At 68.3% G+C, this 13,697-nt stretch carries 11 protein-coding genes; 7 read left to right on the top strand and 4 right to left on the bottom strand.

The features are described 5' to 3' along the window. Positions 1 to 347 precede the first annotated feature (347 nt). The 4 genes from ASF20_RS12760 to ASF20_RS12745 form a co-directional block, all read right to left on the bottom strand. Complete coding sequence (locus tag ASF20_RS12760; protein WP_056274708.1) at positions 348 to 1,559, bottom strand: NADP-dependent isocitrate dehydrogenase; 1,212 nt, start codon at positions 1,557 to 1,559, stop codon at positions 348 to 350. A gap of 136 nt (positions 1,560 to 1,695) precedes the next feature. Continuing rightward, entirely contained in the window at positions 1,696 to 3,051 is a 1,356-nt protein-coding gene (locus ASF20_RS12755) for a pilus assembly protein TadG-related protein (RefSeq protein ID WP_056274702.1), read from the bottom strand. Between the two features lie 16 nt (positions 3,052 to 3,067). Then, positions 3,068 to 3,721 carry a TadE/TadG family type IV pilus assembly protein gene (locus tag ASF20_RS12750; protein WP_056222542.1) on the bottom strand — a complete coding sequence of 218 codons (654 nt, stop codon included), beginning with the start codon at positions 3,719 to 3,721 and terminating at the stop codon, positions 3,068 to 3,070. Between the two features lie 7 nt (positions 3,722 to 3,728). Beyond that, positions 3,729 to 4,322: a TadE/TadG family type IV pilus assembly protein gene (locus ASF20_RS12745; protein WP_274534761.1), complete on the bottom strand. Its 594-nt coding sequence runs from the start codon at positions 4,320 to 4,322 to the stop codon at positions 3,729 to 3,731. A gap of 359 nt (positions 4,323 to 4,681) precedes the next feature. Between ASF20_RS12745 and ASF20_RS12740 the strand changes: the two genes are divergently transcribed. From ASF20_RS12740 to ASF20_RS12710, 7 genes are all read left to right on the top strand, one after another. Next, a complete protein-coding gene (locus ASF20_RS12740) occupies positions 4,682 to 5,230 on the top strand; it encodes a formaldehyde-activating enzyme (protein WP_055952093.1) in 549 nt (182 codons plus the stop codon). Positions 5,231 to 5,315: 85 nt separating this feature from the next. Further along, positions 5,316 to 6,125 carry an RNA methyltransferase gene (locus ASF20_RS12735; protein ID WP_280136497.1) on the top strand — a complete coding sequence of 270 codons (810 nt, stop codon included), beginning with the start codon at positions 5,316 to 5,318 and terminating at the stop codon, positions 6,123 to 6,125. Positions 6,126 to 6,184: 59 nt separating this feature from the next. Continuing rightward, the gene (locus tag ASF20_RS12730; protein ID WP_056274700.1) at positions 6,185 to 8,524 is read left to right on the top strand and encodes an EAL domain-containing protein; all 2,340 of its coding nucleotides are present in this window, start codon (positions 6,185 to 6,187) and stop codon (positions 8,522 to 8,524) included. A 410-nt stretch (positions 8,525 to 8,934) separates the two neighbouring features. Then, positions 8,935 to 9,789, top strand: coding sequence for a PAS domain-containing protein (locus ASF20_RS12725; RefSeq protein ID WP_056274699.1), 855 nt, complete (start codon positions 8,935 to 8,937; stop codon positions 9,787 to 9,789). 119 nt (positions 9,790 to 9,908) lie between these two features. Next, a complete protein-coding gene (locus ASF20_RS12720) occupies positions 9,909 to 11,072 on the top strand; it encodes a GGDEF domain-containing protein (protein ID WP_056274697.1) in 1,164 nt (387 codons plus the stop codon). Positions 11,073 to 11,437: 365 nt separating this feature from the next. After that, positions 11,438 to 12,457: a PAS domain-containing protein gene (locus ASF20_RS12715; protein ID WP_082501321.1), complete on the top strand. Its 1,020-nt coding sequence runs from the start codon at positions 11,438 to 11,440 to the stop codon at positions 12,455 to 12,457. A 394-nt stretch (positions 12,458 to 12,851) separates the two neighbouring features. Then, a partial coding sequence (locus tag ASF20_RS12710; protein WP_162242622.1) for a PAS domain-containing protein occupies positions 12,852 to 13,697 on the top strand: 846 nt, incomplete at its 3' end.

The raw sequence follows: 13,697 nt of genomic DNA, 5'->3' as shown, positions 1-13,697 counted from the left end.
CGCCGCGCCGTCAGTCCGGGGTACCGCAGGTAAGACCGGACCCGACGGGGCGCGCCGGCAGCGTGCCATTCCAGAAGCCGCTCACGGGATGAAGTCCTGTAAGGCCCACGTTTCCTGATGTGGGGCTCCGTTGCGCGGCCCCGGGATGACGGGGTGCTGAGCGCGGGTTTTCACCGGATGCCGCGCGCGGGCAGACGCCCCCCCGACCCAGAGCGGGGAACGGTGAGGACCCCGCAACAGAGAGAGGCGCGCACCCATCCGCGGACGCTGGACCGTATGATCCAGCGTCCATCGCAGACGATGCGTCCGCGCTACGACGTCGGCCCTCGGGCTCCGCCGAAGCCCGCTCAGGCCATCGCGGCCTTCAGGTGCTGGTCGACCTTGTCGAGGAAACCCGTGGTCGAGAGCCAGCGCTGGTCGGGGCCGACGAGCAGGGCGAGGTCCTTGGTCATGAAGCCGGCCTCAACGGTGTCGACGCAGACGGTCTCCAGGGTCGTGGCGAACGTGGCGAGCGCCGCGTTGTCGTCGAGCTTGGCCCGGTGGGCGAGGCCACGGCTCCAGGCGAAGATCGACGCGATGGAGTTGGTGGAGGTCTCCTTGCCCTTCTGGTGCTCGCGGTAGTGGCGCGTCACCGTGCCGTGGGCGGCCTCGGCCTCGACGGTCCGGCCATCGGGGGTAAGCAGCACGGAGGTCATCAGGCCGAGCGAGCCGAAGCCCTGCGCCACGGTGTCGGACTGCACGTCGCCATCGTAGTTCTTGCAGGCCCAGACGTAGCCGCCCGACCACTTGAGGGCCGAGGCCACCATGTCGTCGATCAGGCGGTGCTCGTAGGTGATCCCGGCCGCATCGAACTTCGCCTTGAACTCGTTCTGGAAGACCTCCTCGAACAGGTCCTTGAAGCGGCCGTCATAGGCCTTCAGGATGGTGTTCTTGGTCGAGAGGTAGACCGGGTACTTGCGGTTCAGGCCATAGTTCATCGAGGCGCGGGCGAAGTCGCGGATCGAGTCGTCGAGGTTGTACATCGCCTGGGCGATGCCGGGGCTCGGGAACTTGAAGACTTCCTTCTCGATGACCGTGCCGTCCTCGCCCTCGAACTTGATGGTCAGGCGGCCCTTGCCCGGCACCTTGAAGTCGGTGGCCTTGTACTGGTCGCCGTAGGCGTGGCGGCCGACCACGATGGGCTGGGTCCAGCCCGGCACGAGGCGGGGCACGTTCTTGCAGATGATCGGCTCGCGGAAGATGACGCCGCCGAGGATGTTGCGGATCGTGCCGTTGGGCGACTTCCACATCTCCTTCAGGTTGAACTCCTTCACCCGGGCCTCATCGGGGGTGATGGTGGCGCACTTCACGCCGACGCCGTGACGCTTGATCGCCTCGGCGGCCTGGACGGTGACCTGATCGTTGGTGGCGTCGCGGTGCTCGACGCCGAGGTCGTAATAGTCCAGGTTCAGATCGAGGTAGGGGTGGATCAGCTTGTCCTTGATCTGGCTCCAGATGATCCGGGTCATCTCGTCGCCGTCGAGTTCGACGACCGGGTTCGCAACCTTGATCTTGTCCATCTGCAGCACACCTTCCTGAGCCAGGATGTCCGGCGCCACGCAAGGCGGATGCCGAACCTGCGCCGCTCTTAGCCCGCGCGCTTCCGGGGCGGAAGCAGGCGGCTCCCTCCCGGCGCATGACAAACCTTTTGGCCTGTCAGGGACCGGCGACGAGGCGCGCCTTCCGGGTCGCCTGATCGAACATGGCGTTCAGCGCTTCCTGGATCTCGCTCGCCGAGTTCGCGGTGCGAAAGTAGCCCGACGAGGCGCAGTTCTGCAGCGTGGCGGGCACGCCCGGAATCAGGGTGTTCACGAGGAGGTTCTCGTTCGTGACCACCTGATCCGGGTGGTTCGCCGGCGAGATCGGGATGTACGGAATGTAGAGAATCGAGATGGTGATGCCGCGATCCTTCAAGGGCTTGCACAGCGAGGGATCGAGGAGCCTCGCCTGGGATCCGGTCCAACCGGTCGAATTGAAGTAATACTGGTTGTTGTCCATCCCATCCGTGATCACGAACACGAACGGCAGCGCCCGCTTGGCACTGAGCCCGTCCCCGACGCTGGTGATCTTGTTGTTGATGATCGGGAAGACGTTCTCGTAATGCGTGCCGCCGCTCCCGCGTGGCACGGACGAATTGCCGATATCCATGTAGTTTTCGAGATTGATGGTCTTGAGCGAATCCAGATCGGCCGTCACGTCGGCCGCGGTTTCGAGATTGCTCACGAAGGGATAGAGCCCGACCCGGTACTGGTTGACCAGGGTCGCGTTGGTCTTCGCCTTGGCGATAAGACCCTGGACGGCGTTGCTGACGGTCGCGATCCGAAGCTCGATGTTGTTCTGCTTGGAGATCGCGAAGCCCTGCCAGCCGGGGAAATGGCAGGCGAAGGCGCAATTGTTCGGGCCGCCGGATTTCATGTCGGGGTTGAGCTTGGCGAACTGCGTCTGCGCCGCGCTGGAGGTCGGGAAACCCATCGAGCCGGACGTATCGAGCAACAGGTAGAAGTCCACGTAGTTGCTCAAGGTGAGGCTGGACGTGGATTTCCCGGACACCTGAATCGCCTTCAGATCGCCCAGGACCTTGCTGAAGGGTGAGTTGAAGCTCGAGGCGTATGTCGCCCGAGCCGTTATGACCCCGGCGGTGCGGGTGACCGTGAGGTCCGGGACCAGCGGCAGGCTCTTGAGCATCGCGCCGGCATTGACTTGGAAGGCCGCCAGCCCGCGGGTCTTGGCGAGCGCCAGGGCCGAGGCGGTGGGGTCCGCCTCGTTCTTCGGGTTGGTGGAGATGTAATCGCGGGCCGTCGCGATCGCGGTGATGGTGGCCGCGTCGGCCGCGCGGTCGAAATGGGTGCGGTAGTTGATGCCGCGGACGTAATCGACGCCGAGCCCGGTCAGGCCGATCAGCGGGATCAGCGCCAGGGCGAAGACCATGAGGACATTGCCGCCCGTCTCATCGCGCAGGCGCCGCAGCAGGCGCCCTGGCGGAGAGACGGGATGCGTGGAGTCGGCGTGCATGGAACAGGCCTCGGGGTCAGGGGCAGGCATTGGCGGAGGTGCTCCCGCCGCTCGGATCGAAGGTGATGGCCGTGACGTAGCGCGGCGCGAAATAGAAGGACTTCGCGATGTCGATCGAGCCGACGACGGATTGGAGGATGAGGGGCTTGTAGCTGAAGACCACGTCGGCCACGACGAGGAAGCCGGGGCCGAACGTGTCGCTGGGCAGCGTCGTGGGACTCGGTCCGGCCGTATTGGGCGCCGCGACGGGCGGTGTCGTGCAGGAGCGCTTCTGGCCGGACGTCCAGACGACCTTCGGCGTATAGGTACAGTTGGACGTGCAACCGGCGACGGTCGGGGTGAACTGCACCCCCGACAGCGACCATCTCAGCAGGGTCCAGACCGAGACGTTGGCGTCCTTGGCGGCGGACATGGCCTCCGGGAACATGACCAGCTGGGATCGGGAGATCGCGAGGATGTCGGTCTGGGTGATCTTGCCCGTGTCGTTGCGCGCCACGAGATCCGCCAGGGTGCTGGCGGCGAGCTCGAGCTTGCGCATGTAGATGACGTAGCGGACGAGATCGAAGGTCACCGCCGAGAGCGTGAGCAGCAGCGGCAGGATCAGCGCGAACTCGATGATGGCGATGCCGCGCCCGTCCCGTCCGAAGCGCTTGAGGGTCTGGCGGCTCATGGCGGCGTCAGCACCCGGTCGAGACGCTGGCGGTGGTGAACGGCTCGTTCCGGAACGCCACCGCCGCCCGGGCGAACACGACCGAGGTCCCGTTCCAGGTCGTGCCCAGCTTCAGGGCGATCCAGACCGGGCTGAACACCGGGACGGCGTAGAAGACCTGGAGGTAACCGTAGGTGCCGGGGGCGCCGGTGCAGTACGCCGTCTGACTGTTGTTCATCGGCACCGGCACGAGGCTCTTCTCGTCCGGGCTGACGAACACCGAGTAGCCGCCGCCCGACCCGGTCAGGGTGGTGGTCTGCAGATTGGTGACGATGTTGTTGCAGGACAGGCCGGCGATCAGGTTGGCGCAGACCACCGAGCTGCGAAAGCCGTTGGCGGTGGAGGCCGTATCGGTCAGCGCGCCGATCATGATCGTCCGGCTGGCATCGGCGGTCGCCTTTTCCAGGGCCGCGTAGCAGAAGACGTACAGGCCACCCTGAAGAATTTCGACGAACACCAGTATGAAGAGCGGCATGACGAGGGCGAACTCGACTGCCGTCGCGCCGCTCGAAGATCGGCGAAAGCGGCTTACCCAGCCTGTTTTCTTGGCGCCGCAGGACATGGGAGTGCCGAAACCGATCGCATTCTGATGTTGCGGGTCGCTTGGCCTTGCCATCACGCTCCGACGGGGCGGTTCCTCTGATGTCCTGACGAACAGCCGATGAAGAGGTCCCGTATCGCTCAACGATGCATGGCGAGCCTTAAGGTCGAATTACTGCGATCCACGACGGTCGCCCGCATCCCCGATGCCCTGTGGATCGGCCGCGGGCCACGTACGACCCGGGCGGCGCGGACGGCGTCCGAAGGCGCGGCGGGGCCCCATGCGGCCATGGGGCTGGACATTGACGCCGACACGCGGAATCTGCCCGCCACGCGGCACAGCCCCCGCCGTCCTGTCCTCCGCTGTCCTGAGAGAGCCCCATGAGTGAACGCATCATCCTTCGCGCCGGCGAGGCCCTGGTCGCCGGCGGACCGCCGAACACGGCGTCCGAGCCCGAGGTGATTATCGGCGAACTCGACGGTCCGGTGGGCACCGCCCTCGCCACCCTCACGGGCGATCAGGTCGTCGGCCACAGCCGCGTCTTCGCGCTCCTCAACACCGACATCATGGTGCGCCCCGTCACGCTCTGCGTCTCGAAGGTGAGCGTCACCGAGAGCAAGTACACCTCGATCCTGATGGGCACGGTGCAGTTCGCCATCGCCAACGGCGTGCTCGATGCGGTGCGGGCCGGCTACATCCCGAAGGAGAAGGCCAACGACCTCGGCATCATCTGCTCGGTCTGGCTGAGCCCCGGCGTGATCGAGGCCGAGACCGTCGACCACAAGGCGCTGTTCGACATCCAGCGCCGGGGCATGACCGAGGCGATCCGAAAGGCGATGACCAACGAGCCCTCGATCGACTGGCTCCTGGAGAACCAGGACAAGATCATCCACAAATACTACCAGATGGGCCTCGACGGAAAGATCTGAGTCCGCTCGGGCCTCCCCGGGCCGGCGGCGCTTGGCCGTCGCGCCCGCCTCGTGCAAGACGGCGCGAATGAGCTCCGACCCGCACATGCCCGATCCCATGCCGACCGATCCCGCAACGACCGACCCCGTGACCACCGGCGCCGCGGCGGCCGAACCCGCCCCATCCCCCGCCGGGCCCGTGATCATCCTGGTCCAGCCGCAACTGGCCGAGAACATCGGCATGACCGCCCGGGCCATGGCGAATTTCGGGTTGTCGGAGCTCCGCCTGGTGGCGCCGAAGAACGGCTGGCCGAAGAAGGGCGTGCGCGAGGCGGCCTCGGGCGCCACCCACATCCTCGACAGCGCGGTGGTCTACGACACCCTCGGCGAGGCGATCGCCGACCTGCACTACGTGCTGGCGACGACGGCGCGCGAGCGCGGTCAGATGAAGCGGGTCTTCGCGCCCGACGAGGCCATGCGCGACGTTATGGGCCGCGCCGGCCAGCGGGTCGGCATCCTGTTCGGACGGGAGCGCTCCGGCCTCGACAACGACGAGGTCTCCCGCGCCGACGCCATCGTGACCTTCCCGGTCGATGCCCGCTTCTCCTCCCTGAACCTGGCCCAGGGGGTGCTGCTCATGAGCTACGAGTGGCGCCGGGCAGCCGGTCTCTCCGTGCTGCCCTTCACCGGCGAGATGCTGTCGCCGCCCGCGACCCGTGAGGCGATGGCCTCGCTCTTCACGACGCTGGAGGACAGCCTGGCGGCCGCCGGCTTCTATCCGCCGGAGAAGCGGGACATCATCGCCCGCAACATGCGCGACATGCTTCATCGCATGGCCATGACCGAGCAGGATGTGCGCACGATGCGGGGCGCGCTGCGGGCCCTGACGGCACGCGGGCCGCGCGCGGTGAAATAAAAGCCCAGGCCAGGCGCTCTTAACCCCTGCGCGATCTTTGCGTGTCACGGTCGGGCGTCATGACGACCGAACGGCTCATCACTCCTGCGGGCGCATTCGCCTCCCGTGCCCACGAAACGGCGTTCCGGGCGGAGCGGCTCCCCAGGATTCTGCGCCACACGCGGGCGGTCCTGTGCGCCTCCCTGGCGATCGACCTCCTGCTCCTCGTCGACGACCTCAGCCTGATCGAGGCCCGCAGCGGGATGCGGGCGATGCTGGTCACGCATCTCGGCCTCGTGGCGGCGACGCTCGGCGGTCTGGTCGCCCTGCGGTCCGTCAAGGACTTCGCGCAGCTGCAGCGATGGCTCCTCCCGTGGCAGGCCGCCGCGAGCCTGGGCCTCGGCGCCCTCTGCGTGGCGCGCCCCGAAATCCCGGTCCTGGCGGCGCTGCTGGTGCCGACCGCGTTCATGCTCGTCGTGCCCCTGAGCTTCATTCGGACAGCGGTCACCGGCAGTGTGTCGGCCCTCGTCCTGCTGTGGGGCTTCCTCGCCATGCGATCCCCCGGCGAGGTGAGCCTCGCCCTGGCGATCGAGCTCGTCCTCGGCCACCTGACGGTCCTGCTCTACATCGCCCGGTCGAACCGCCTGCGCCGCCTGGAATGGGCGGCGGCCGACGTGGAACGCAGGGCGAGCCTGGAACTCGCGGAGAGCCGGGAGCTGTTCGAGACGATGTTCCGGGCCGTGCCGGTGCCGATCGTGGTCTCCCGGGCGGCCAACGGGCAGATCGTCAGCACCAACGATGCCGGCGTCCAGTTCTTCGGGCTCGCCCCCGGCGACACCCTGGCGAACTACGCGAACCGCGACTTCCTCGCTGGCGCCGACCGCCGCCGGATGCAGGCGGTGCTGGACCGGCGCCAGGCGATCCGCGACTGGGAGGCGAGCATCGTCGTCCTCACCGGGGAGCGTCGCGACGTGCTCCTTTCGATCGAGTGCGTCCAGATCGACGGCATCGCCTGTCACGTCTCCAGCCTCGTGGACATCACGAGCCGCAAGGCCGCCGAGGCGCAGATCCGCTCGGCCGCCCATCACGACGTGCTTACGGGCCTGCCCAATCGCGCGCTGTTCCAGGCCACCCTGGAGACCGCCCTGGCGCGGGCGGAAGCCCAAGCCGCTGCGGTCGGCCTGATCCTTCTCGACCTCGACGCCTTCAAGGAGATCAACGACACCCTCGGGCACGATTCCGGGGACGCCCTGCTCAAGGAGGTCGCCCTGCGCCTCTGCGGCGTGATCGAACCGGACGACCTCGTGGCGCGCCTCGGGGGCGACGAGTTCGTCGTGATCTGCACCGGCCGCGATGCGGCGGGGCGACCCCGCATCCACGACCTCGCGGAGCGCATCCTCGACGTCCTGCACCCGCCGATGCCGATCAGCGGGCGGATCGTGGCGCCGCGGGCGAGCCTCGGTCTCGCCCTCTACCCCGACCATGCCGGGAACTCGGCCGACCTCTTCACCAACGCGGACCTCGCCCTCTACGCCGCCAAGGCCTCGGGGCGGAACCGCGCGACGCTGTTCGTGCCGGCCCTGCGGGCGAACATTGAGGAGCGGGTGGCGATGACCCGCGAGATGCGCGCGGCCCTCGACGGGGGCGGCGGCCTCGAGCCCCATTACCAGCCGAAGATCAACCTGCTCTCGGGGGCGGTGATCGGATTCGAAGCTCTGGCGCGCTGGCACCATCCCGTCCGCGGCCTCCTCGCTCCCGGCGCCTTCTCGGCCGTCTTCGACGATCCCGAGATCGGCGTCGCGGTAGGCGACGTCCTGCGCCGGCGGATCATCGCCGACCTCCTGCACTGGATCAGCCTCGGGCTCGATCCCGGCCGCGTCTTCCTCAACCTCTCGACGGCGCAGTTCGCCCAGGGTGACCTGGCCGGGACCTTCCTCGACGACGTCGATTCGGCCGGCCTGGCACGCAGCCGGATCGGGGTCGAGGTGACGGAGACCGTCCTCCTCGGCAGCCACGGCGACCGGGTCAGCGACGTGCTGGCCGAGCTGCACGGCTCCGGCATCCGGGTCGCCCTGGACGATTTCGGCACCGGCTACGCCTCGCTCACCCACTTGAAGCAGTTCCCGGTGGACGAGATCAAGATCGACCGCAGCTTCATCCGGGACCTGGAGCGCGACGCCAACGACGCCGCCATCGTCACCGCCGTGCTGCAGCTCGGCCGCAGCCTCGCCCTCGACGTCACCGCCGAGGGCGTCGAGACGGCGGAGCAGGCCGCTTTCCTGCGGGACGGAGGCTGCACCAACGTCCAGGGCTATCTCTACGGAAAGCCGATGCCGGCGAGCCGCGTCCCCTGGTTCCTGCGCAACCGCCCGGACCTGCTGGGCGACGCGGAGGCGGAGCCCACCCTGCGGATCGCCTGAAGCGGGCGCGCGGACCACGGACGGTCCGACGCCGCGCGTTCGCCGGTCGCCCGCGGGAGCCGGACTTCACGGCGCATCCCCCGGATGTGCGGCGAACGATCGGCCTTTCACTCCCTTGGCCGGCCCGCTGCGATGCCGCGGAGCCGCCGAAGCGGTCGAGGCCTCAGGCCCCGGATCATGGGAGCCGGTCGCCGCCCGCGCCGAGGGCGACCACCGCGACCCGAAAACGTCCGATGACATCGGTGCCCGGCGTGTCGGAACGGAAATCTCCCCAATAATAACCGCCGAAATGGGTCATAAAGAACTAATTTTGTCCACCAACGGCAGCTTATCCGGCTGGCTAGTCTGATTTGCGGACTTGCTCGATTGATGACACTATCATTTGAGAAGGTGCAGCAGGCCGTGACGACATGCAGGTCGATAATCTCAAGTTTTCTCCAGCCCAGTTTTTAAACCTGATCGAAAGCCATGGGCTCACCGGCACCTGGGGTTGGCAGTTTGCCGACAACCAACAGGTCTGGTCGTCCGGCCTGTACCATCGCCTGGGCCTCGACCCTCGGACCACGCGGCCGAGCTACGAGCTGCTGGTCGGACTGGTCCTCACGGAGGATCGCGCGAAACTGGCGACCGGGGCCGACCTGATCCAGGGTACTGCCCTCGGCAGCCAGACGGTGCGGTTTCGCCGGCCGGATGGCGCGATGCGGGTCCTGTCGGTGCGAAACGAGATCTATTTCGACCCGGACGGGCGACCGCGCGGGGCCGCGGGCGTCGTCCTGGACGTGACGGACCACGAAAGCCTCCGGCAGGCGCGCTTGGTCGACCAGCGCCGCAGCCGGGTCCTGTTCGGAGACGAGGGCACGCCGAGCCTCTTCGGCGATGCCGCCCTCCCATTCACCGAAGCGCCGGTCCCGGTGGATTCAGGCGGCGGGGCGGAGGACTGGGCTGGCCTCACTCGCTCGCTTGAGGCGGACGCGCACCCGCCCGGCCCGCCGTTCGACGAGGCTCTCGACGAGGCCCTCAACGGGGGAATCGACGGGCGTCACCTGCGCGCCGCCCGCGCCCTGCTGGACTGGTCGATGACCGATCTTGCGAAGGCCGCCGGCCTTTCCCTGTCGACGGTGAAGCGCATGGAGGAGCATCTCGACCACACCGCCCAACAGTCCCGGCACAAGGCGGTCGAGACGCTGCGCAAGGCGGGGATCCGGTTCTCGCGCCTGGACGGCGGCGTCATCGGCATCGGGCACCGGGAGGTCGCATCGACCTAACCCGGCGCGCGCACCGGCGCGCCCTTAACGTTGGGGGAACCATGTCGACGATTCGCGTGGAACCGTAAGGGACCTGGCGTAACCGAGCCGGTAAGCTTTGCCGCGAGACAGGCAAAGCGATGCAGATCGATCTCCAAACCCTCTGGTACCTGACGATCGGGACGCTACTGGTGTCGACGTCGCTTCTGCTCTGGGAGCGGCAGGCCCACCCGGCGCGGGCGCGGGGGCTCGCCGTGCTGGCTGCCGGTCTGGTGGCCTTCGTTTTGGGCTGCGTCGTGGCGATGAACCGCGGCCGCGTACCCGTCGCCCTCGGCATGGCAGCGACCAACCTCCTGATGGTGTCGGGCTACCTCCTGGTCCTGAACGCCGCGGCGAGCCTCGATGGGCGGCGGCACCTCCGCGCCTCCCTCGCCGCGCTGGCCGGCCTCGCGGTCCTGTGGGCGCTCGCTGGGACGCAGTTCCCGACCGCGTTCTGGAACCACGTCTCGGCCCTGCCCATCGCGCTGGCCTGCGGCCTGACGGCGTGGATCCTCCTGCGCAGCCGCACGGCCCGGGGATTGCGATCCCGGCCGGTGGCAGTCGCGATCTCGGCCGTCCACGCCGGGTTCTACCTCGGCCGCGCCTTCGTCGCCCCCGTCCTCGTCCAGTGGTACGGCCCGGACATGCTCGTCGTCGTGGCCAAGGCGACGATGGTCGAGGCAGTCCTCTATTCGGTGGCGATGCCGATGTCGTTCCTCGCCCTCGTCCGCGAGGAGGAGAAGCAGCACCTCCTGCGCCTGTCGCACACGGACCAGCTCACGGGGCTGGCGAACCGCCACGCCTTCTTCGAGCGGGGGGGCCGGATCCTGCGGGAGCAGCAGGGCCGCCCCGTCGCGCTCCTGGCCTTCGACCTCGATCACTTCAAGGCGATCAACGACCGCTACGGCCATCCGGCGGGCGATGCGATCCTGAGGCTGTTCGCCGAAACCGCCCGCGCGGGCGCGGGCCCCGACGCGCTTCTGGTTCGCCTGGGTGGCGAGGAGTTCGCCGCGCTCCTGCCCGACTGCGACCGCCTTCAGGCCCTGAGCCGCGGCGCCACCATCGCCAGCCGCTTCGCCGCCGCGGCCGCGCGGGCGGAAGGCCCCGGGATTCCGGCGACCGTCAGCATCGGTCTCGCGGCGCCGGATCGCGGCGACCTCACCACGATGCTAGCCAGCGCCGATGCGGCCCTGTATCGGGCCAAGGGACTCGGCCGCAACCGCATCGAGGCCGCGGGCCCGCCGACCCTCTCCGCCGCGGCCTAGAGTTTGTCAGGGATCAGCGGAAACCGGTGATTCCGAAACGCCAAACGACAAGACAGAATTTCGGGCCGGGCTCCGGCACCACGCCTCCGGCTCGTGCGCTCCGGGCAGGCAGATCGGCGGATGCGCAGGAGCGGCGGGCACCGCTTCGGGTTCACGACGCGCGTGCCCCCTGCCACCGGCCCACCACGCCGTCAGCGCTGCCGCGTCGCTGCGGATCTTCGGCGCTCGGCCTATGGCTGCCGAAGGTTACACCTGCGAACAAATAAATAAAGACTTCTGCATGTCTTGCTTTGTATTGCGCATGACGCCGGACGGACACTATACATCGGCCATGTCCATCGTTGGTGTTGCTCGGCACGACACAGATGAATGTTGAAAGCCTCGGATTCGCTTCCCAGCATTTGCTGAACCTGATCGAGAGCCAGGGCGCCACCGGGACCTGGGGCTGGCGCTTCGCCGACAACGATCATGTCTGGTCGCCGGGCCTGTTCCGCGTGCTGGGCCTCGATCCGCAGAGCACCCGGCCGGGCTACGACCGTCTGCTCGGCCTGCTCCATCCGCAGGACCGGGAGCGGGTGGAGACCGGCCTCGACCTGATCCAAGGCGTGACGTTCGGCCAGAAAACCGTCCGCCTGCTCCGCCCGGACGGCGCGGTTCGCGTGCTGTCGGCCCGGACCGAGATCTATCTGGCGGCGGACGGACGCCCCCGCGGCGCGGCCGGGATCGTGCTCGACGTGACGGATCAGGAGCGGCTGCAGCAGGCGCGCCAGGCCGATTTGCGGCGTCGGCGCGCCTTGTTCCAGCAGGGGCGGGCGTTCCTGTTCTCCAACGATCCGGACTACGCGTTCTCCATGCCCCAGGAGGCCAGCGATCTGACGGGCCTCTCGCTCGCGGACATCTCGGCCGATGGCTTCCTGTGTGTGGTCCATGAAGAGCGCGAGCACTGGCGCGAAGCCAGCATCGAGGGACAGCTTTCGGGGCGGGCGCACGTGACGAGACCCGTCCTGCACCTCGCCGGCGGCGATCGCGGGCCCTTCGAGGTGTTCTCCGTTCCGCTTCGCGACACGGCCGGCGTGGTGGTGGAGTGGAGCAACCTGACGCGCCCGATCGGATCGCACAGCCCCCTGGCCAGCGCCCCGTTCCGCGAAGGCCTGGAGCAGGCGATCGACAGGCGCCACCTGCGCGCCGCCCGCGCCCTGCTGGACTGGTCGATGACCGACCTCGCCCGGGCCGCCGGCCTCTCGCTCTCCACCGTCAAGCGCATGGAGGAGGACATCGGGGCGATCGCGGAGCGGTCCCGCCACAGGGCCGTGGACGCCCTGCGCCGGTCCGGCATCCGCTTCTCCCTGATGGAGGGCGGGGTCATCGGCGTCGGCCTGACCTGAGCCGTCTCGCCGGCCGAGGGGAGGGGTGCGGCCCGAGCCGGGCCAGGGCCTGCGCGACGTCGGCGTCGGGGGCCTCGACGGTCTCCAGGCCGATCGCGCGGCGCACCGTCCCAGGGGCCGCCCGGCGCGGCGGAGGGGTCGGCCGTCGCGCAGGAGAGGCGGGAACCGCGTCGGGTTCACGATGACCGTCGCTTCCGTCGCCGGCCCGCCACCCTTCGCGCACCGCAATGTTGCGGCGGATCATCAGCAGCCCGCAAAATATACCTGAGGTTTCAAAGGACCCCGCCGCATCTCATACTCTAGGTTTTCTGGGCCTCCATTGCACGCCACGCCACCCTGATACTATACCTTGGAAACGTTCTTATTATTTTTGCTCGGCACCTCACGAATGAATTTGGAAAGCCTCGATTTCGCGTCCCCCTATTTTCTGAACCTGATCGAGAGCCAGTGCGTCGCCGGGACCTGGGGCTGGCGCTTCGCCGACAACCACCATGTCTGGTCGACGGGCCTGTTCCGCGTGCTCGGCCTCGACCCGCAGACCACCCGGCCGGGCTACGACCGTCTGCACGGCCTGATCCATCCGCAGGACCGGGAGAGGGTGGAGACCGGCGCCGACCTGATCCGGGGCGTGACGCTCGGCCAGCAGAGCGTCCGCCTGCTCCGCCCGGACGGCGCGATCCGCGTGCTGTCGGCCCGGAGCGAGATCTACCTGGCGCCAGACGGACGTCCCCGCGGGGCGGCCGGGGTCGTGCTCGACGTGACGGATCAGGAGCGGCTGCAGCAGGCCCGCCAGGCCGAGCAGCGGCGCCGGCGAGCCCTGTTCCAGCAGACGCGGACGCTGGCCTTCTCCAGCGATCCGGAGCGCCGATTCACCTTCCCCCAGGAGGCCTTCGAATTGACCGGCCTTTCGCCGGACGAGATCGCAGCCGATGCCTTCCGGACGATCCTGGGCGAGGAGCGGGAGCACTGGCGTGACGTGAGCATCGCAGCCCAGTCAGATGGGCTCGCCCATCGGCTGACGCCGCTGCTCCATATTGCCGGCGGCAATCGTGAGCGCTTCGAGGTGTTCACCGTTCCGCTCCGCGACGCGGCCGGCGTGGTGGTGGACTGGAGCAGCCTGACCCGTCCGATCGGATCACACACCCCTTTGGCCAGCGACCAGTTCCGCGAAGGCCTGGAGCAGGCGATCGACGGGCGCCACCTGCGCGCCGCCCGGGCCCTGCTGGACTGGTCGATGACG

The organism is Methylobacterium sp. Leaf88 (genome assembly GCF_001422795.1).
Lineage (GTDB): Bacteria > Pseudomonadota > Alphaproteobacteria > Rhizobiales > Beijerinckiaceae > Methylobacterium.
This window is presented reverse-complemented; position numbering and strand designations above follow the sequence as displayed.